We start from the raw sequence: 18,464 nt of genomic DNA on the forward strand, positions 1-18,464 counted from the left end.
TATATCACCCCTTAACCCTCTGAAGGTATTTTGCATGGCTCCTTTCAACAAACTCGTCGCAGAGGCCATCTGGTTCCCCGTCCATTACAAGACGGCCGTCCTCAACCATCACAGCCCTTGTGCTGAGCTCCCTTATGAAATCCACATGGTGACTCACCATGATTATGGTTGTCCCGAACTCCATGTTGATCCTCTTGAGGGAATTTGAAACCATCCTGAGTGTTATGGGGTCAAGGTCCCCGAACGGCTCATCAAGGACAAGGACATCGGGCCTTGATGCAAGGACAAGGGCAAGGGTCGCCCTCACCCGCTCACCCCCTGAGAGCTCATAGGATTTCCTGTCAAGTATGTCCAGGGGGAGGTTCAGGGCCCTGAATATGGGCTCAGCATACCTCTTAACCTCACTGTCAGGGAAGCTGGGGAAGAGCTCCTCAAGTATCTCAGGTGAGAGGCCAAGTTTCTCTAGTCTGTAACGGGCCTCTGTTTCAGGAAGATCCGTGAGCTGGTAGAGAACATCAAGGACCATGTCACTTATTCCCAGCTCCTCGGCCCTCTTCCTTGCCTCTGCAACAACATGTTCACCCTTAACACCGAGTCTTGAGGCTATCTGACTCCTTATGGTGGCGTGATGTACAAGGGCAAACTCCTGATGCATGAAACCCATCTTCCTCCTCACACCCATCCTTTTAACGCCAGGTTCATGCATGTTAACCCATTCACTGTTGAGCCTGAACTCCACCGTACCCTCATCAGGAAGGTCCAGTCCACCGATCATCCGGAGGAGCACCGTCTTGCCGGCCCCACTGGGCCCTATTATGGATACTATCTCACCCTCCCTGATATCAAGGTTAACATCCCTCATCTCAAGGACTGCCCCGCCCTTGAGGAGTACAAACCTCTTGGACAGGTCCCTGACCCTGAGGATCTCCCTATCTGAGCTGGGGGGTGTGTAGTCAACCGGGGGCTCAATGTCCCTCATGAACCTCTCTATGATCCTCCAGGGTTCCCCCTCATCAATGATGCGCCCGTCCTCCATCAGAACCAGGCGGTCTGCAAGGTACTCGTGGACTTCAGGCAGGTGAGAGACCAGCACCACCGTGACACCCAGTTCCCTGTTGATGTTCCGTATGGCATCCAGTATCTCCTGCTTCGTCCCCGGGCATGACATGGTTGCGGGTTCATCAAGAAGGAGTACCCTGGGTTTTTTTGCAAGTTGCCTGGCCATTATGAGCCTCTGCTTCTCGCCGCCACTGAGGACAGGTGCAAAGTGCTCGGCCTTGTGGTCAAGTCCAACCACCCTGAGGAGTTCCATTGCCTCCTCACCGAATTCATCATAGGCAAAGTCAAAGTCTGTCATTGACTCGTCACCATATTTTGCAGCGTACAGCTTCCTTATGACATTCTGAAGGGCGGTCTCCGACCAGAGACCAAAGGACCTCTGGAGGTGAATTGCAGTCTTCTTTTTGAGCTTTGAGAAGTAGTACTGTCCTGAATCAGACTCAACGGTTACATCATCCAGGGTTATCCTCCCTGAATCAAAGGGTTCAACACCCCTCAGGATCCTCAGAAGTGTCGTCTTACCTGAACCACTCATTCCGAGTATTCCCAGTATTTCTCCCTCAGAAACCTCAAGGTTAACATCAGAAAGTGCCCTGAATTCATCTCCATTCTCAAGTTTATAGGTCTTTGTGAGGTTCTCCACCCTTATCATTGCATCACCGCAACCATTCCTTCAAGGTTCAAAGATACCAGATCTCATGGCAGTGCCTGAAAAACTGCCAGTGAAAATTTCCAATCGTTACAGCAACGTGCTGCCATGAATATATACTAGAACCACTATAGTTCTAATAGTTTTACTGACATAATAACCTTTATGCGGTGATATGAATGAGGGGATTGCTGGTTGGAAGGATGCAGCCATTCCACCGGGGACACCTCCAGGTTATAAAGAGGGTGCTCGGGGAGGTTGATGAACTCATAATATGTATCGGGAGCGCCCAGCTGAGCCACAGCCTCAGGGACCCCTTCACCGCCGGTGAGAGGGTGATGATGCTGACCAAGGCACTCAGTGAGAACGGTATCCCCGCATCAAGCTACTACATCATACCTGTCCAGGACATAGAGTGCAACGCCCTCTGGGTTGCACATATAAAGATGCTGACACCCCCATTTGACAGGGTATACAGTGGGAACCCCCTTGTCCAGCGGCTCTTCAGTGAGGACGGCTATGAGGTGACTGCACCCCCCCTTTTCTACAGGGACAGGTACTCAGGGACAGAGGTGAGGCGGAGGATGCTGGATGATGGTGACTGGCGCTCACTCCTTCCAGACTCTGTGGTTGAGGTTATAGAGGAAATAAATGGTGTTGAGAGAATAAAACACCTTGCAAAAAAGGAAGTTAGTGAACTGGTGTAGGTGTCAGAAATGATGGTCATGGTGACAGATGAAAAGGAGGCCTTCAGAATGGATGACCTCCTGGAACATGTGAAGAAGAGCCCCTACCTTGATGAATGCGGAGCAGTGTTCACCTTTGAGGGTATCGTCCGTGGTGTTGATGATGAGAGGACAGAGAAACTTGTACTCACAACACCAGACATTGAAAAGGCCCAGAGGGAACTTGAGGGGATAGTTGAGGATGTGATGGAGAAGTACCCTGTGAAGGACGTGGCCGTTGTACACTACGTTGGGGAGTTCTATGTATCAGAGACCCTCTTCATGGTTGCGGTTGCAGGACCCCACCGCGGGGAAACACTTGATGCCCTCAAAGAGATAATCGAGAGGACAAAGTATGAAATAGACTTCAAAAAGGAGGAGTACACCACCAGCGGCAGGAACGTTATCATGTCAGGTGGCTAGGAGTCTTAAAATGAAATTCATAAGGGACAGCGTCCACGGTAACCTGAAACTCACCGAATTTGAGGTGAGGATTGTTGACACACCCCATGTTCAGAGGCTCAGGAGGATAAAGCAGCTGGGATTCACAAATCTGATATACCCAGGGGCAAACCATTCAAGGTTCGAACACTCCATAGGGGCCATGTACCTGGCATCGAGGCTGGCGGAGCACCTCAACCTTGGACCTGAAAAGAAGAGTATACTGAGGCTCTGCGCCCTCCTCCATGACGTGGGGCACGGTCCGTTCTCCCATGTATCAGAGGGTGTCCTTGAAAGGTCCCATGAGAGCCTCACAAGGGAACTCATAAGGGAATCTGTGCTCGGTGACATAATATCAGAGGAGTTCGACCTTGAACAGGTTATGAGGATACTTAGGGGCGAGGGTGTCCTTGGGCAGGCGATCAACGGGGAGCTTGACGTTGACAGGATGGATTATCTGCTGCGGGACTCCCACTACACAGGGGTGGCCTACGGTATAATAGACGTTGAAAGGCTTATATACAATATGAAGATGGAGAACGACCTTGTCCTTGACAGGAAGGGTGTTCAGGCCGCAGAGTCGGCTTTGCTTGCAAGGTACTTCATGTATCCCAGCGTTTACCAGCACCACACCACAAGGATCGTTAACTCCATGTTCAGGAGGTGCCTGAGGAGCCTCATATCTGAGGGGGTGCTTGATGAGTCCAGGATATACAGGTACGATGACATGGACCTCATTGTCATGTGCAGGAATCAGGAGGGCCTCGCAGGGGATATGATCAGGAGACTGGATAACCGTGACCTCCTCAAGACCGTGGACTCTGTGAAGCTCAATGAACTCGAGGACCCCCAGAGGGTATTCAGGATCACAGATGCCGAGATAAGAAGGGCTGAAAAGGAAATTGCAGATGACATGGACCTGGACCCTGATTATGTTGTGGTTAACCTTCCCGAGTACCCTGCATTTGATGAGATGAGGACCCAGGTTTCTGTTGGGGACTCCATTGTGAACCTGAGCCATATATCAAGTCTGGTGGGGGCACTGAAGGAGGCGAGGTTCAACCATGCAGATATCTGTGTCTACGTGCCCCGTGAATCCGCCGCGGCATTCAGGGAATTCAGCCTCCACGACTACATGGACCTCCCTGAGAGAAGACCTGCACACCCCAGGCAGCTCCGCCTCACGGTACCTGATTACCTCAAATTCCGATAAATAATACCCGATCATGGCCATAACAAAATAAAACCCTTCAAGTACCTCAAATCAGATAAATTCTCATCAAAAAAGAAATGATCATCCATAAAACATTCAGAAGTGATTCAGATGATAATACTGGCAATGACAGGTGCAAGTGGCGTTATCTACGGGGATAGAATACTCAGGGCCCTGAAGGACGCCGGGGTAAATGTTGGACTCATGATAACCGATACTGCACGTGATATAATCAGATATGAACTTGAAAATGACCCTGAAACCCTGGAGGAGATGGCTGATGAGTGCTTTGATTCTGATGACTTCACATCAGCAGTTAACAGTGGATCCTCCAGTTTCAGTGCCATGGTCATAGCGCCGTGCACAATGAAGACCCTATCAGCGATAGCCAACGGATATGCAGGCAATGCACTCACAAGGGCCGCTGACGTGTGCCTCAAGGAGAGGCGTAAACTCGTCCTTGTGCCAAGGGAGACCCCGCTTAGAAGCGTGCACCTTGAGAACATGCTCAGGGTCTCAAGGGAGGGGGGTATAATACTCCCTGCCATGCCCGGATTCTACCACAGACCATCATCAATAGAGGAAATCGCCGACTTCATAGCGGGTAAGGTGCTCGACGTCCTGGGGATAGAGAATGAACTCTTCAGAAGGTGGAGCGGTGAGGACATGAAAAGGCCTTAAAGTGAGTGTAACGGTGGTGTGAGTTGATACCTGACCATGAATTTATAAAGAACCCCTCTGTACCGGGACCAACAGCCATGGAGGTTAGGTGCCTCCTTATGTGCCTTGCAGATCCCCGGAAAGGGGACACCGCGGTTGATGTGGGGTGTGGAACCGGTGGAGTGACCCTTGAACTTTCAAGGAGGGCTGGAAGGGTCTATGCAATCGATAAAAGCCCCGATGCAATTTCAACAACGGAGATGAACCTTAAAAAGCATGGGCTGGGGGATAACGTCACCCTTATATGTGGTGATGCGGTGGAAGCTCTCTCTGAAATTGATGCACTGGACATTGCTGTAATCGGGGGAAGCGGCGGTAGACTGGGGGAAATACTTGAAGTGGTTACAGATAAACTTAGAGATGGTGGAAGGATCCTTATAACCGCAATACTCCTTGAGACAAGGTGCGAGGCCGTTAAGTACCTGAAGGAGCTTGGATTTGACGTGAACATAACCGAGCTTAGCATAACAAGGGGTCGTGTACTTGAAAGGGGGACCATGATGGTTTCAAAGAACCCCATTGCAGTGGTTTACACGGAGAATTCAGATTAAGATTCTCAGGTGATGATATGAACTCAAGGCTAAACTGGAAATTCAGGCTGGGTATTCTGCTTTTACTTGTATCATCCTCCATCTACCTTCTCCTCTACTTCATATTCCATAAGCCAGAGACTGAACTATTCTATATCGGTATAGACCTTGCATTTGTGCCCCTGGAAATTCTGATCGTTGTTATAATCGTGGAGGCCACCATATCCCGGCGTGAACTTGTTGAGAGACTCGAAAAACTCAACATGGTCGTGGGGGCGTTCTTCAGTGAGGTGGGCACCGAATTCCTTAAGAGGGTATCCACCTTCGAGTCAAATACAGATAGAATTGCATCAAAACTTAAGATAGATGCATCATGGAGCCCAGATGACTTTAAGGGAATGCTCAGTGAGATAAGGGGATGCGAATTTGATTTTGAGCTGGGGTCCCCTGAAAGTGTTGAACTCCTCAAGTACCTCAAAGTTTTCCTAACGTCCCGTAGGAAGTTTCTACTGGGGCTTCTTGAAAACCCCAATCTACTTGAGCATGAAAGCTTCACAGACATGCTCTGGGCGGTCTTTCATCTCATGGAGGAACTTGAGGCAAGAGAGGACCTCTCATCTCTACCTCCCACAGACTATGATCACCTGGCCGGTGACCTCCAGAGGGCCTACTCTGCCGTTGTTTCTGAGTGGCTGGGATACATGGAACACCTCAGTGAAAACTACCCCTACCTCTTCTCACTTGCCGTGAGGAAGAACCCCTTCAACAGGGACGCGAGGGTGGAAATTCTTGAGTGATGATTTCAGTACACTGGAGAATTTTACCTAAAGGAGGCCCCATAAAGAGGAATATAAGGAGACATATTCATTCATATTTTAATTTAAATTTTTAATAATGCCTTGTTTTGAAAATAAAATCGTATAACTTATATATTATGACGGAGAGATTATAAAAAAACTCCAATGGTTGGTATCCATGGAACGTTTGACCCTTGAGCAGTATAGGGAAATGGTTAATGAGATAATTGAATTCAAGAATCTGTACGGGTCTTTACCGGAATATGCCCTCGTCGATGGGAAGAAAATCCACAAAGAACACTACATCGACATGATCGAGAGGGTAAATAAGTTTGTTCTTGAGATGGGAAGGAATCCACGCACAGTTGATATCAGATCCTGAGGTCCTCCGGTCTGTTGAAGTTCCTGAAACTCCGAAGGGTTGGATCCAGACTGATAGCGTCTAGGCGGCAGGATTCAATGGAGTCAAGGAGAACCCTAACTCTCCTTTCATTTTTGGCGAGCAGACTCTCTATATGGTCCCTTATTTTTACCGAGTAGATTGAGTGTAGCGGCTCTGGTAGACCATCCCTGCAGGGTACAATGGCATCACACCTATCCCCCATCACCCTGAAGGCATCCTTCATATTCAGAAGAAATTCCCGGGTAACAAGGGGGGAGTCACAGGGGAGAAAGAGGGCCGCGGAACCTGATATTCTTCCAAGGGCTGTGAATATACCCCCCAGCGGGCCGACACCAGGCACCTCATCTGTGAGGACTCTGATACTGGAATCAAGAAGATCCCTGTAATTACCTGCCTGGCTGCTGTCACGGAAGACCACTGCCACCTCACTGAAATATTCCAGCAGCCTATCTGTTATTATCTCAATGAATGGCCTTCCATCCATCACAAGAAGGCCCTTATCTGATCCCATCCTCCTGCCCATCCCTCCACAGAGGACCACAGAGGAGTTCAGTTCACGGTTCTTCATTGGATCTGAAATTACAGAAAAAAATGATTTATTTGAGGGTGGGGTAGTTGGGGCTTTCATTGGTTATGAGGAGGTCGTGCGGGTGGCTCTCCTTGATACCGCTTGAGGTTATCCTCACAAGCTTTGCCCTTTCCTTCATCTCACCGAGATCTGCGGCGCCGCAGTATCCCATTGATGCCCTGAGACCCCCGATTAGCTGGAACAGGACCTCGCTCACCGTTCCCCTATAGGGGACAACGCCCTCAACACCTTCAGGGACGACCTTGGTGTGTTTCATGTGCCCCTTGGGCTCCTGGAAGTACCTGTCTGTCCCGGCACCTATACCACCGGTCATTGCGCCCAGGGATCCCATGCCACGGTACTGCTTGTACTTACGGCCATTCATAACAACAACGTCCCCCGGGGCCTCATAGGTACCTGCAAGCAGGTTCCCCAGCATGACACAGTCCGCCCCAACTGCCACTGCCTTTGCAATATCCCCTGAGTACCTTATACCACCATCGGCGATCACAGGAACATCGTACTCTGCTGCCACATCAGCCACCTCGGCTATGGCGGTGAGCTGCGGCACGCCCACACCTGCAATTATCCTTGTGGTGCACATTGACCCGGGACCTATACCAACCTTGAGGCCATCAACGTCCTGTGCGATGAGGTCCTCTGCAGCCTCCCTGGTTGCGATGTTACCCACTATGAGGTCCGCGTCTATCTCCCTCTTCATTTTTCCGGCGCTCTTAACAAGGTTCATGTTGTGTCCGTGGGCGCTGTCGATTGCCAGTATATCTGCCCCTGCCTCATCAAGCGCATGGGCCCTTTCAAGGTCAAATGGCCCTGTGGCTGCCGCAACCATGAGGTAACCTTCACTGTCCCTTGATGCGTTGGGGTACCTCTTCCTCTCAAGTATATCCTTCATGGTGAGTATGCCAACGATCTTCCCGTCCTTCACAACAGGGAGCCTTTCAACCTTGTTCTCGTAGGCTATGTCAAGGGCCTCTGATGGGGTTACCGATTCATCAACCGTGACGACATCCCTTGTCATCACCTGGTCAACCTTTCTGTCGGCCTCGGAGTTGAATATGGGCTCAATGTCCCTCCGGCTTATTATACCTATGAGTATTCCATCCTCAACCACCGGCAGCCCGCTGATCTCCTCCTGGTCCATTATCTCATGGGCCTCCCTGAGGGTGGAGTCCGGTGAGATTGTTATAACATCCCTTATGGTGAGATCACCGGATCTCTTGACCTTCTTGACCTGCTCCACCTGGTCCCTGATGCTCATGTTCCGGTGGATAACACCCATTCCGCCCTCCTGGGCCATTGCGATGGCCATTTCATATTCTGTAACGGTGTCCATCGCGGAGCTTATTATGGGTATTTTGAGGCTGATGTTCCTTGATACCCTTCCAGATGTCTCCACATCCTTCGGTTCCACATATGATGCCTGGGGAAGAAGGAGAAAATCATCAAATGTGTAACCGGTTTCTGCTTCCTTCAATTTTTTCACGTACATTACTAACCACCTGAGAGGCCACCAGGGTTATTTTAAAAGCTTTCTATCAGTTCCTTGAGTTCTCTCACAGCTGTCCTGTGGATTCTGCCAGTGTTGCGGTCTCCGCCAACACATGCGGCACCCCTTATGCCGACCACATCACATCCAATATCATGCAGTGGTTTGAGGTGCTCCCTTCCAACGGACCCTGCAAGGGCAGATTTCAGTCCATGGTCCCTGGTTTCTGAGACAAAGGATTCCAGCCGTTTCATGTCCATGAAATCAAAGAGTGACTTACCATCCTTCACAGCGGTGTCAAGCATTGCAAGGTCAGCCCCTGAATCTGCGGCAACACGGGGTATCTCCATTGGGTCAACCGCACCCACACGGTGGGCGTCGGCGTAGCCAGCCGCGACGACGATTGCGTCGGATTCATCCTTAACTGCCCTCACAACGTTCTTCATGACATCAACCGCCTCTTCGTAGTTCCTTGTCCCGTAGAGGCCGACCTTTATGTAGTCTGCCCCTGATACAAGGGCCCCCATTGCTGCCAGCGCCACGGTTCCTGGCTTGTAGGGTACATCGCCGAGGGTGGCGCTCACAAGCATCTCATCAGGTGTCATCTCCCTGACCCTGCGGATAACCCATGGGAAGTTGGCCCCAAGAGATCCCTCACTGGGGTTCTTAACGTCAACTATGTCTGCACCGCCTTCTATGGCCTCAAGTGCCTCCTCTGTGTTAACTGGACTTATCAATAGAAGCAAACCAATAACCTCCTGGTAAAAATTATGGAATGATATCCCAAGAAACATTACATGATAATTTTTTTAATTTATCTAGAACAGCACCCTTTTTATACCTTTCTTTTCAGAGTGGTGAACCCCTTCTTTTTATCCTCTCAGCCACCCTCAGATGTGAGTTGTGGTAGAGGCCCGCGGTATTGCACTCACCCCTTAGCCTCTCCATGAGTGAAGCTGTTGGCGTCCCCACCGGGCACTTCTCTGTGCAGAGGCCACAGAGGGTGCAGAGGTAGAGTCCTGACTCAACTGCAGTTTTTCTATCGGCAAGGAAGGAGCTCATAACAACGCCCCGACCCCCCAGGTAACCCCTGTACCCGAACCTGTTACCGACGGCACTGTAAACTGGGCAGCTCACTATGCAGCTCCCGCAGCCTATGCAGAGGAGAGCCTCAGGGTAAGCTGAGGATCTGCCATTATCAACTGCAACTGCAATGACCCTCGATGCCCCGTACATGCCCCTGAGGAGCATCTTCTCTATATCTGCGGTCTTTGATGGACCTGAGATCACATTGATGTAGGAGGGAACCCCTGTACCCGTTGCATAGGCGGTTTCGAGTTTCACAACTGACACCGCATCCTCTATTTCAGGTACAAACTTATCTATGCCGAATACCAGTATGTGGGTGTCCATGAGGGATAGCCTTCCCACATTACCCTCATTGTGGACTATCACAGCCGCTCCATCATGTGCTGCCACGGAATTTGCCCCTGTCACCCCCGTGGTGCAGGATTCGATTTTACCTAGAATATCCTCCCGGACCACCGCCATTATCTCATATGGATCATCCGGAATATCAACCCCCAGCCTATCCCTTACTATTTCAGCTATTTCAGGAACTCCCAGGTGAAGTGCAGGTCCAACGGGATGTGCTGGTTTCTTAATTCCGGCAAGCTGAAGTATCCGATCCCCCAGATCTGTCTCAATAACCTCCACGCCTTTTCTTCGGAGATAATCAGGAAGTCCTATCTCAGAGAGGGTGTTGGATTTGGACTTTGCAACAGGACCCCCATCAAGTGACTCATGAATTATCCCGCAGGCCTCATCTGAATCCTCTGCAAGGTGAAATTCAACACCGTTCTCCCTGAATCGTCTCTGTGCCTCTGACAGGAGCTCCTCCATTTTTTCAACTGCCAGCTCACGTATCCCCGCCACCCTATCTCTCAGTTCATCAAGTTCAGGAGTCTCCAGGAGATCAAGGCGCCTCTCGTCAAGTTTGCTGAATGATATCCTCATCTGACGGATCTCATCATCATTCAACCTTTATCCTCCCTGACAACTTCAAAGATCCCCATCCAACGAACCTCATCATCATTCAACCTTTATCCTCCCTGACAACTTCAAAGATCCCCATCCAACGAACCTCATCATCATTCAACCTTTATCCTCCCTGATAATTTCAGATAGAAGCTCTGTTATGTCCATTACCCTCATGGAGGTGGATTCAAGGTTCATGCGACAGAATGGACAGGATGTGCAGAGTATATCGGCCCCCGTCCTCTCAGCCTCATCTATGCGTGATGATGCAACCCTGGCTGATATGTCCCTGTGGGCTGATCTCAAGCCGCCCCCTGCCCCGCAGCACCTTGAGTCCCTTCCATGGTGTTCCATTTCCCTGAAGTCTGTAAACACCTTTAAAATCTCCCTGGTGGCGTCCTTCTCGTCTGTGTGCCTTGACAGGTGACACGGGTCATGGTATGTCACCCTCAGCACGGTTTTATCAAATTCGATGTTCCCTGAATTTACAAGGTCAAGGATGACCTGTGAGATGTGCTTCACCCCTATGCTGTATCCCCTCCTCCTGTAGTCCTCATTGAGTGTCCGGTAGCATCCAGCGCATGAGACGATAACTTCCCTTCCCTGGAGCATTTTCCCTGTCCTGTTAATCTGCCTTTCAGCTTCCTTCAGAAATCCCGTTCTAAGTAGTACCGAGCCACAGCACGTTTCATCATCCATAACCCTGTACTCAATTCCTGCTACCTGGAGGATTTTCTCTGTGGACTCCTCTATTGCTGTGAGCCTTTCCCTTGCAAGACATCCCCTGAAGTAGATAACCATGATATAGGTTATGCAAGAGGCTCTATTAATATGTTGGAGTTTTCAGAAAATGAAAGGTCCTCTGATTTAGAAGGAGATGTTACCATCTCAGAGAAAAGATCAAATGTTACCCTGTAACCTCCCTCAGGATTTCCTCAAGTTTTTTCCCGATTGCATCTGCACCGTAATCCCTGAAAACATCTGCTGCCTCCATTGTGAGTCTTCCGTGGAGTTCTGTGTCAGATAAAAGTGTTCTGAGTTTATCAGTCAGGTCCCTCCAGTTGCAGGGTTCAAAGAAGAGTCCCCCCATCTCCCTGCTTGCCTCCATTACAGGGGGTATCCGTGAAGCCACAAAGGGTGTCCCGCAGCCCATTGCCTCCACAACAACTATACCGAAACCCTCAACCACGCTTGGAAGGCAGAAGACCCAGGACTCCGCTATAACCCGCAGAACATCCTCATGTTTCTCCACGAACCCCAGAAACTCAACCCTATTATCCACTCCCAGTTCAGCTGCAAGGTCCCGGAGCTCCCCCTCCAGTGGACCCGTACCTATTATCCTGCACTTCAGATCAGGGAATTCGTCTGCGAGAACTGAAGCCGCCCTTATGAGGTCCCCCACTCTCTTGTATTCAACGAGCCTTGAAACGCATGCAATGGATGGGCTGGTGGTTTTCTCAACCAGGGGCGGCCTGAAGTCAACCATGTTGTGGACAACCGAGACCCTCTGCCAGGGGTACCTATCAAGTATCTTGCTGGCGGTGTACTCTGACACCGCTATTATCCTGTCAAACCTCCTTGATAGGGTGTATCTTTCAAGTATCTCGCCGAGTATTCCTGAAAAACCAATGTTTTTGAGCCATTCGCCAATCCAGACATCATGGTAACGTGCCAGGGCCTTTGCATTCGTTTTACCCGCTATCATCCAGGCCACAGGATGTGTTATGAAGTTGTACCCTATAACAGCGTCAGGTTCAAGTTTCATGCCCTCCCTGTAGGCCGACAGCATGAATGAGAGCCTCTCCCCTATGGAGCCTGCCTGAACATAGGACCTCATGGGACCGCAGCATATGACATCCATGTTTCCGCTGGTGTATCCATCGGGATTTTCAGGTGTCCTTGAGGTTAGAACCGTCACATCATGCTTCTCTGATAATTTAAGGGCCTCGTTGAATGCACAGGCCTCTGCACCGCCGCGGATGTCGAGTTTCTCACCTGCTGGAAAGTACTCTGTTACAATACATATTCTCATATCAATCACTGAAGTGTGGAGGTGTATCTACTCATCATCCCGTCTGAGTGCAATCTCATGTACAAGCTCCGTTATCTCCTGCTGTAGCCTGTCCACCATGAGGTATATCCTGAAGAGAAGGTAGTAGGCCCCAAGTATACCTATTATGAGGAGAAAATCAAGTCCCCTCCCTATTCCAAGGATGTTTGCGATTTCAGTCGAAAAGGAGGGTCTCAGTGAGAAGAATATGACGGAAACCCAGAGTATCAGCCACAGTATGAGGCCGCCAGGGGATGTCCTTGAATCCCTGAACCTCAGAATAGAGATGAGTATCCCTGCAATCCCAGTTAAAATTCCCAGAACCTGGTATATCATGAATTCGCCACCTTTTTAAGTATTCATGGTAAAAAAACCCTAAATCTTCCGGAATATATTGAGCAGGAGCCTCAGGAGTATCCTTATACCCACCGATGTGCTTGTCCCCTTGGCAATTGTTTCAGGCGTGTATATGGTCCTTATGGTAACCTCACGCATTCTGAGGCCATTCCTGCGGATCTCCCCGATGATCTCTGATGAAACACCATAGCCCCTGCTTTTTATATCAATAAGTGATGCTGCCCTGGATGTGAATGCCCGGAGACCTGACTGGGAATCCGAAACCCTGCACCCATAGAAAAGGAGGGTAAGAAGGTTCATTATGGTGTTTCCAAGGTTTCTTGAGAGGGGCATATCCTCGAAATCTCTCCTTCCAATAACCACATCTGCAGAACCCTCCAGGAGGGGTTTTAAGACCCTTTCAATGTCGTCGGGGTCATGCTGCCCATCGGCATCGAAGGTCACCACGTAGTCTGCCCCCTCCTTCAGGGCAGCCCTGAGGCCCGTCCTGAGGGCCGCCCCGAGGCCCCTGTTTATGACGTGGGTATAGACAGATATCCTGTCATTCCTGGAGGACATCCTTTTGAGTATCTCTGGAGTTGAATCCCTTGAGCCGTCGTCAACCACCAGAACCCTGTAACCCCTTTCAAGGAGGGCTGTCAGGACATCCTCTATGGTCTTCTCCTCATTATAGGCCGGTACAACCACAGTGAAATTCCCTGGTACCATCGGCATTCACTCATATATCGATTAACCATGAATCTTCATGGGATTATGTGGCATGGTACAGTCGAACAGCGAATACTCATACCTCAATTAACCATGAATCTTCATTGCAAGGGACGCTACCTTTCTTCCAAGGTTTCTGGATGTCTCGATACCCGTTGCATCCTCTGCAGAGTCCCCCTTTGCGCCGCCGACACCTGTACCCCCATAGTGGGCTGTTGGTGCCGCATCACCCACAACAACAGCCTCGTGTATCAGGAAGAAGTTGTGTATATCGCCGCATGCTGTCTCCTGGCCGCCGTTCCTTGACCCTCCAACGGTTATGGCCCCGCCAACCTTATCTGATAATCTGAAATTGCTCCTGAGGGGCCTTGTCCTGTCCATGAACATCTTGGTCTGGGCCGTTACAGAGCCAAAGTACACCGGACTCCCGATTATTATCCCATCAGCCTCTGCTGCAAGCTCAATCACCTCATTGAGGTCATCGTCAATCTCACATTCCCCTTTACTCTTACATGAGTCACAGGCCCTGCAGGGGTTTATATCCCTGCCTGCGAGCCTCACAAGCTCGGTTTCAGCTCCTTCACTTGCAGCGGCCTCAAGGGCCTCCCTGAGCAGGATCTCAGTGTTACCATTTTTTCTTGGACTTCCACAGATTCCAATAACCTTAACCATCAGATTCACCTCCTATCCTATTTAGAGGGGCCCCACATCAGGTTTGCCCTCACGCATACCCATCCCTGCATCACGTGTCAGCCTCTCTGGCCTGAAGAGCATCATGATGAGGTTCCGGGCATGTTCCCTTGCCCTGTTATCTGCAAGGACCTTTAGATCCTCGGGGTCATCCTCCTCGTCCTCATGGACAAATACCTCAAGTATATGGGTGTTTGTCATGAGCTGGACCTGTATGAGGCCAGTGGATGCCTCATGGGCACATACCTTATCCTTCTCCTCTGGACCGGGCATCCCGAGGGCCATGACCATCTCACAGCCCTCCTCCTCGATCAGTTTCTTGCAGGCCACCGGAAGGTCCTTTATCCCAGGGACGGTTCTCCTTATGATCTTTATACCTGTGGCATGCTTTTTAAGTTCATCGATGGCTGCGCCACCCATGTCATACCTTGCAAAGGTTGTGTCACAGATCCCGACCTTTATCATGATATCACCCTATTTCAGCTGTTCACGGAGTTTTCTCCTGGCCTCCCCTATGGTGAGGGGGTATGGTCCCCTGAACGGGAGGTCATCCTCCTTCTGAAGTATCTCCACCAGATGCGCTATCCTTGGAAGACGGAGGTTGGCGCCCCTTATGGTATCTATATCTGAGAAAACATCTCCAGGTGTTCCCTCACTTATTATCTCTCCCCCGCTTATTATGTATATCCGGTCAGAGTAGAGGGGTGCCAGGTCAACATCATGGGTGGATATGATTATGGTCATGCCCTCCTCATTCAGCTCATGGAGGAGTCTGAGTATCTGCGATGCCCCGCGGGGGTCAAGGCCAGAGGTTGGCTCATCAAGTATCATTATGTCAGGTTTCATGGCGAGTATACCTGCTATTGCAACCCTCTTCTTCTCACCCCCGCTCAGGTGGTGGGGGGGTCTGTCCTCATAGCCGGACATTCCCACCTTCCGGAGGGAGTCATTAACCCTCTCCTCAACCTCGTCCTCATCAAGTCCCATATTGAGGGGTCCAAATGCAACGTCCTCGTCAACCCTTGGTGCGAACAGCTGGTCATCAGGATTCTGGAATACAATTCCAACCTTCTGCCTGACTTCTATGAGACCTGATTTGCTGTAGTCGATTTCTTTCCCATCTACCAGTACCTTCCCGCTGGTTGGCTGCAGTATGCCGTTGAAGTGAAGGAAGAGTGTGGACTTTCCTGCGCCGTTGGGGCCGAGAAGGGCCACGACCTCACCCTTTTTTGCATGGAAATCTATACCCTTCAGCGCCTCGGTGCCATCCGGGTAGGTGTACCTGATATTTACTGCCTCAATAATCTTCATGTTCACACCACTGGAAACTGACCATATGATGAATAGTGTTCATTTAATATTTAACTGTGCCCGGTGGTATCCTCACAGAATCAGTAGAAGATGACACCCTTTGATGTGAAAAGAAGCCCCATTAAAAGTAAACCATCAAATAATGCTATCATAACCGCTTCACGGGCTCCAATGGGCTGCCTTCTGATGGATGGCATTGTCCCCTGATAGCACCTCGCCTCCATGGAACGGTACACCGTCTCACCCCTAAGCCAGGACCTTATAAAGAGGTTGCCTGCAAGGAGCCCCAGGGACCTGTAGGAATTTTTAACACCACTGTAGCCTAGCCTTGAATCCTGGGCATTGTACATCACTGACGCCTCCTCAAGGAAAACAAATATGGACCTGTACATGAGGAGGGCTATCTCAGTGAAGGCCGCTGGAAGACCCAGCCTTCCAAGTTCATGGAAGACCTCATTGAGGGGTGTGGTGAGTGCAAGAAAGGCGAGACATGAAAACCCGCCAAGTATCCTCGAGAAGACTAGAATACCCGTCTGCAGGCCGTCACTGTAGATCCTTAGGCCCATGAATGTTACAAGCGGGTTCACACCAAAGAATAATGCCATGAGCACAAGTGTCAGGACACCGAATCCCACAGGGATGGCGGCGAACCGCAGGTAGTATGAGGCAGGTATATCTGCTGCAAAGAGAATCAGGAGTGTCATTAAAAATGCTATGATGAGGGGTATAACAGGGTTTGGTGATAGGACTGAAATGAGCATTGTGATAATGGCCAGGGCCATCTTAAAGCCTGGGCTCGCGTTTCTGAGGCCATTGGTATGTGCATAGTGGTCAACAGATATGTTCATCGTCCTTCACCATGAAAAAATTTTTATTCAGGGGATTCTCCCCTCCCCCTGTAGTAGCCAAAGACGTATCCTATTATGAGGGCACCTATGGCGGCCTGGAGCGCGAATAGGAGACTCTCTATCTCACCGCTTGGTGGCTCCCATATGGGCTGGAACCAGGGTTTATACCCTGTCTCAGATATTGCCTCACCGGCACTGTCATCTGCCCCTCCAAAGTATCCCTGATCCTCTCCAAGTCCACTGTAGATCACAAGGGGTGTGATGGCAATCACCGCAACTGCAATGAGCATTATGATGTGTCTTTTATCCATTTTAACCCTCCGCAGCAGGTTTTCCTATAACCTGAAGTTTTTCCATTATATCCGGCTTGAGTTTGAGGATGTTCTCAAATATCACCACGGTGAGAAGGCCCTCAGCCACCGCCAGTGGAAGCTGGGTGTAGGCGAATATCACCATGAACTTCATAAGGGCTTCCATGAACCCTGGTTTAGGGAATGCAACTGCAAGCTGGACTGATGTTGTCACATAGGTCATCAGGTCGCCCAGAAACGCTGCGAGGAACACCGCGGCAGATGATGGTATGGCTGACCTTGTGATCCTGTAGATTCCCCAGGCGCAGACCGGGCCAATGATACCCATGGAGAACACGTTTGCACCCAGGGTTGTTAGGCCACCATGGGCAAGGAGCAGCGCCTGGAATATGAGAACAATGAGTGCCATGACAGATGTGACGGCAGGGCCGAAGAGTACGGCCCCCAGACCATTACCTGTGGGGTGTGAACAGCTACCGGTTACAGATGGAAGTTTAAGGGATGAGAGAACAAACATGAATGCCCCGCTAACTGCAAGAAGAGGTTTTGCCTCGGGTCTCTCATCTGAAATCCTTATTATCCTTATTAAACCATAAACTATGACAGGCGCCGATAGGAGATACCAGAAGAGACACCACTCCGGTGGCAGAAATCCTTCCATGATATGCAATTTATCACCTTCTTGAATCTTTCTAAAGTAAACTTTAAGATACGGGTATATAACATTTTCTATAATTTCTGATTTAAATTAAAGTTTTCTTGAGAGGCATGATTTCCCAGACCCTATGCACCACCAAACACACCACCAAACACACCATCCCAGAAAAATAGATAACATAACTCCAATAGAGTGGTTAACATGAAAATCAAAAACAAACTCATCCTTGCAATGGACCTCATGGACCCCGGTGAAGCCCTCAGGGTCACAGGAGAGGTCGCCGAATACATTGACACGGTTAAGATAGGTTACCCCCTGGTACTCTCAGCAGGTATCGAGGTTATAGGGGACTTCAGGGAGAACTTTGGGTGCAGGGTGATAGCCGATTTCAAGGTGGCGGATATACCCGAAACCAATGAGAAGATATGCAGGGCCACCTTCAGGGCAGGGGCCGATGCGGTGATAGTCCATGGATTCACAGGTTCAGATAGCGTTCTTGCATGTCTCACTGTTGCAGATGAAATGAAAAGAGACGTTTTCCTGCTGACAGAGATGTCACACCCAGGTGCAGAGATGTTCATACAGGAAGCCGCAGATAGAATAGCAGAGATGGGCGTTGAACTCGGTGTCAGGAACTATGTGGGCCCCTCCACAAGGATAGAAAGGCTTTCAAGACTCAGAGAGATCATCGGCCCCGAAGCATTCCTCATATCCCCCGGTGTGGGTGCCCAGGGCGGAGACCCATCTGAAACACTGAAATTTGCAGATGCTGTGATCGTTGGAAGGTCAATCTACCTTGCAGAGGACCCCGCTGCTGCTGCAGGTGAGATTCTGGATGCAATAAAAGGTAGATGACTCATTTTAACTTTTAATGTCCATAAA

At 50.0% G+C, this 18,464-nt stretch carries 23 protein-coding genes; 8 read left to right on the top strand and 15 right to left on the bottom strand.

Features of this window, described 5'->3' with window-relative positions:
• Window positions 1–4 precede the first annotated feature (4 nt).
• A complete protein-coding gene (locus tag FVF72_RS01550) occupies window positions 5–1,711 on the bottom strand; it encodes an ABC transporter ATP-binding protein (RefSeq protein WP_147671025.1) in 1,707 nt (568 codons plus the stop codon).
• A gap of 176 nt (window positions 1,712–1,887) precedes the next feature.
• On the opposite strand from FVF72_RS01550, the gene FVF72_RS01555 reads away from it, so the two are divergent.
• From FVF72_RS01555 to FVF72_RS01585, 7 genes are all read left to right on the top strand, one after another.
• A complete protein-coding gene (locus tag FVF72_RS01555; RefSeq protein ID WP_013295419.1) occupies window positions 1,888–2,415 on the top strand; it encodes a nicotinamide-nucleotide adenylyltransferase in 528 nt (175 codons plus the stop codon).
• A 9-nt stretch (window positions 2,416–2,424) separates the two neighbouring features.
• A complete protein-coding gene (locus FVF72_RS01560) occupies window positions 2,425–2,856 on the top strand; it encodes a molybdenum cofactor biosynthesis protein MoaE (protein ID WP_048176468.1) in 432 nt (143 codons plus the stop codon).
• Between the two features lie 10 nt (window positions 2,857–2,866).
• Window positions 2,867–4,087, top strand: coding sequence for an HD domain-containing protein (locus FVF72_RS01565; protein ID WP_147671026.1), 1,221 nt, complete (start codon window positions 2,867–2,869; stop codon window positions 4,085–4,087).
• A 111-nt stretch (window positions 4,088–4,198) separates the two neighbouring features.
• A complete protein-coding gene (locus FVF72_RS01570; protein WP_048174958.1) occupies window positions 4,199–4,768 on the top strand; it encodes a UbiX family flavin prenyltransferase in 570 nt (189 codons plus the stop codon).
• Between the two features lie 23 nt (window positions 4,769–4,791).
• Window positions 4,792–5,358: a precorrin-6Y C5,15-methyltransferase (decarboxylating) subunit CbiT gene (cbiT, locus tag FVF72_RS01575; RefSeq protein WP_147671027.1), complete on the top strand. Its 567-nt coding sequence runs from the start codon at window positions 4,792–4,794 to the stop codon at window positions 5,356–5,358.
• A 17-nt stretch (window positions 5,359–5,375) separates the two neighbouring features.
• Window positions 5,376–6,134 (top strand): hypothetical protein, encoded by a 759-nt coding sequence (locus FVF72_RS01580; RefSeq protein ID WP_147671028.1) that lies wholly within the window; start codon window positions 5,376–5,378, stop codon window positions 6,132–6,134.
• 178 nt (window positions 6,135–6,312) lie between these two features.
• Entirely contained in the window at window positions 6,313–6,516 is a 204-nt protein-coding gene (locus FVF72_RS01585; protein WP_013295413.1) for a pseudomurein-binding repeat-containing protein, read from the top strand.
• Here the strand turns inward: FVF72_RS01585 and FVF72_RS01590 are convergent.
• From FVF72_RS01590 to cbiM, 14 genes are all read right to left on the bottom strand, one after another.
• Window positions 6,506–7,105, bottom strand: coding sequence for a molybdenum cofactor guanylyltransferase (locus FVF72_RS01590; RefSeq protein ID WP_048174952.1), 600 nt, complete (start codon window positions 7,103–7,105; stop codon window positions 6,506–6,508). The genes FVF72_RS01585 and FVF72_RS01590 overlap by 11 nt on opposite strands.
• A gap of 28 nt (window positions 7,106–7,133) precedes the next feature.
• Window positions 7,134–8,615, bottom strand: coding sequence for an IMP dehydrogenase (guaB, locus tag FVF72_RS01595; RefSeq protein WP_048174949.1), 1,482 nt, complete (start codon window positions 8,613–8,615; stop codon window positions 7,134–7,136).
• Between the two features lie 32 nt (window positions 8,616–8,647).
• Window positions 8,648–9,358: a (5-formylfuran-3-yl)methyl phosphate synthase gene (locus tag FVF72_RS01600; protein WP_048174947.1), complete on the bottom strand. Its 711-nt coding sequence runs from the start codon at window positions 9,356–9,358 to the stop codon at window positions 8,648–8,650.
• 103 nt (window positions 9,359–9,461) lie between these two features.
• A complete protein-coding gene (locus FVF72_RS01605; protein ID WP_048174945.1) occupies window positions 9,462–10,652 on the bottom strand; it encodes an LUD domain-containing protein in 1,191 nt (396 codons plus the stop codon).
• 114 nt (window positions 10,653–10,766) lie between these two features.
• A complete protein-coding gene (locus tag FVF72_RS01610) occupies window positions 10,767–11,450 on the bottom strand; it encodes a (Fe-S)-binding protein (RefSeq protein WP_147671029.1) in 684 nt (227 codons plus the stop codon).
• Between the two features lie 106 nt (window positions 11,451–11,556).
• Window positions 11,557–12,681 (bottom strand): glycosyltransferase family 4 protein, encoded by a 1,125-nt coding sequence (locus FVF72_RS01615; RefSeq protein ID WP_048174940.1) that lies wholly within the window; start codon window positions 12,679–12,681, stop codon window positions 11,557–11,559.
• Between the two features lie 27 nt (window positions 12,682–12,708).
• Complete coding sequence (locus tag FVF72_RS01620; RefSeq protein ID WP_048174938.1) at window positions 12,709–13,035, bottom strand: DUF2304 domain-containing protein; 327 nt, start codon at window positions 13,033–13,035, stop codon at window positions 12,709–12,711.
• A gap of 39 nt (window positions 13,036–13,074) precedes the next feature.
• A complete protein-coding gene (locus FVF72_RS01625) occupies window positions 13,075–13,770 on the bottom strand; it encodes a glycosyltransferase family 2 protein (protein ID WP_048174936.1) in 696 nt (231 codons plus the stop codon).
• A gap of 81 nt (window positions 13,771–13,851) precedes the next feature.
• Entirely contained in the window at window positions 13,852–14,436 is a 585-nt protein-coding gene (locus tag FVF72_RS01630; protein WP_048174933.1) for a flavodoxin family protein, read from the bottom strand.
• Window positions 14,437–14,457: 21 nt separating this feature from the next.
• A complete protein-coding gene (ribC, locus tag FVF72_RS01635; protein ID WP_048176466.1) occupies window positions 14,458–14,916 on the bottom strand; it encodes a riboflavin synthase in 459 nt (152 codons plus the stop codon).
• A 12-nt stretch (window positions 14,917–14,928) separates the two neighbouring features.
• Window positions 14,929–15,765, bottom strand: a complete 837-nt coding sequence (locus FVF72_RS01640) for an ATP-binding cassette domain-containing protein (protein ID WP_048174931.1) — start codon at window positions 15,763–15,765, stop codon at window positions 14,929–14,931.
• An 80-nt stretch (window positions 15,766–15,845) separates the two neighbouring features.
• A complete protein-coding gene (gene cbiQ / locus FVF72_RS01645) occupies window positions 15,846–16,613 on the bottom strand; it encodes a cobalt ECF transporter T component CbiQ (protein ID WP_048174929.1) in 768 nt (255 codons plus the stop codon).
• Window positions 16,614–16,636: 23 nt separating this feature from the next.
• Window positions 16,637–16,924 (bottom strand): energy-coupling factor ABC transporter substrate-binding protein, encoded by a 288-nt coding sequence (locus FVF72_RS01650; protein ID WP_147671030.1) that lies wholly within the window; start codon window positions 16,922–16,924, stop codon window positions 16,637–16,639.
• 1 nt (window position 16,925) lies between these two features.
• A complete protein-coding gene (cbiM, locus tag FVF72_RS01655) occupies window positions 16,926–17,594 on the bottom strand; it encodes a cobalt ECF transporter S component CbiM (RefSeq protein ID WP_147671031.1) in 669 nt (222 codons plus the stop codon).
• A 189-nt stretch (window positions 17,595–17,783) separates the two neighbouring features.
• On the opposite strand from cbiM, the gene pyrF reads away from it, so the two are divergent.
• Window positions 17,784–18,437: an orotidine-5'-phosphate decarboxylase gene (pyrF, locus tag FVF72_RS01660; protein WP_147671032.1), complete on the top strand. Its 654-nt coding sequence runs from the start codon at window positions 17,784–17,786 to the stop codon at window positions 18,435–18,437.
• Window positions 18,438–18,464: the final 27 nt, after the last annotated feature.

The organism is Methanothermobacter sp. KEPCO-1 (assembly GCF_008033705.1).
Lineage (GTDB): Archaea > Methanobacteriota > Methanobacteria > Methanobacteriales > Methanothermobacteraceae > Methanothermobacter > Methanothermobacter marburgensis.

What these genes read in the sequence shown, in the direction of transcription:
- FVF72_RS01550 (WP_147671025.1), bottom strand. Translation starts at nt 1,711, where the DNA reads ATGATAAGGGTGGAGAACCTCACAAAGACCTATAAACTTGAGAATGGA.
- FVF72_RS01555 (WP_013295419.1), top strand. Translation starts at nt 1,888, where the DNA reads ATGAGGGGATTGCTGGTTGGAAGGATGCAGCCATTCCACCGGGGACAC.
- FVF72_RS01560 (WP_048176468.1), top strand. Translation starts at nt 2,425, where the DNA reads ATGATGGTCATGGTGACAGATGAAAAGGAGGCCTTCAGAATGGATGAC.
- FVF72_RS01565 (WP_147671026.1), top strand. Translation starts at nt 2,867, where the DNA reads ATGAAATTCATAAGGGACAGCGTCCACGGTAACCTGAAACTCACCGAA.
- FVF72_RS01570 (WP_048174958.1), top strand. Translation starts at nt 4,199, where the DNA reads ATGATAATACTGGCAATGACAGGTGCAAGTGGCGTTATCTACGGGGAT.
- FVF72_RS01580 (WP_147671028.1), top strand. Translation starts at nt 5,376, where the DNA reads ATGAACTCAAGGCTAAACTGGAAATTCAGGCTGGGTATTCTGCTTTTA.
- FVF72_RS01585 (WP_013295413.1), top strand. Translation starts at nt 6,313, where the DNA reads ATGGAACGTTTGACCCTTGAGCAGTATAGGGAAATGGTTAATGAGATA.
- FVF72_RS01590 (WP_048174952.1), bottom strand. Translation starts at nt 7,105, where the DNA reads ATGAAGAACCGTGAACTGAACTCCTCTGTGGTCCTCTGTGGAGGGATG.
- guaB (WP_048174949.1), bottom strand. Translation starts at nt 8,615, where the DNA reads ATGTACGTGAAAAAATTGAAGGAAGCAGAAACCGGTTACACATTTGAT.
- FVF72_RS01610 (WP_147671029.1), bottom strand. Translation starts at nt 11,450, where the DNA reads ATGGTTATCTACTTCAGGGGATGTCTTGCAAGGGAAAGGCTCACAGCA.
- FVF72_RS01615 (WP_048174940.1), bottom strand. Translation starts at nt 12,681, where the DNA reads ATGAGAATATGTATTGTAACAGAGTACTTTCCAGCAGGTGAGAAACTC.
- FVF72_RS01620 (WP_048174938.1), bottom strand. Translation starts at nt 13,035, where the DNA reads ATGATATACCAGGTTCTGGGAATTTTAACTGGGATTGCAGGGATACTC.
- FVF72_RS01625 (WP_048174936.1), bottom strand. Translation starts at nt 13,770, where the DNA reads ATGCCGATGGTACCAGGGAATTTCACTGTGGTTGTACCGGCCTATAAT.
- FVF72_RS01630 (WP_048174933.1), bottom strand. Translation starts at nt 14,436, where the DNA reads ATGGTTAAGGTTATTGGAATCTGTGGAAGTCCAAGAAAAAATGGTAAC.
- FVF72_RS01640 (WP_048174931.1), bottom strand. Translation starts at nt 15,765, where the DNA reads ATGAAGATTATTGAGGCAGTAAATATCAGGTACACCTACCCGGATGGC.
- cbiQ (WP_048174929.1), bottom strand. Translation starts at nt 16,613, where the DNA reads ATGAACATATCTGTTGACCACTATGCACATACCAATGGCCTCAGAAAC.
- FVF72_RS01650 (WP_147671030.1), bottom strand. Translation starts at nt 16,924, where the DNA reads ATGGATAAAAGACACATCATAATGCTCATTGCAGTTGCGGTGATTGCC.
- pyrF (WP_147671032.1), top strand. Translation starts at nt 17,784, where the DNA reads ATGAAAATCAAAAACAAACTCATCCTTGCAATGGACCTCATGGACCCC.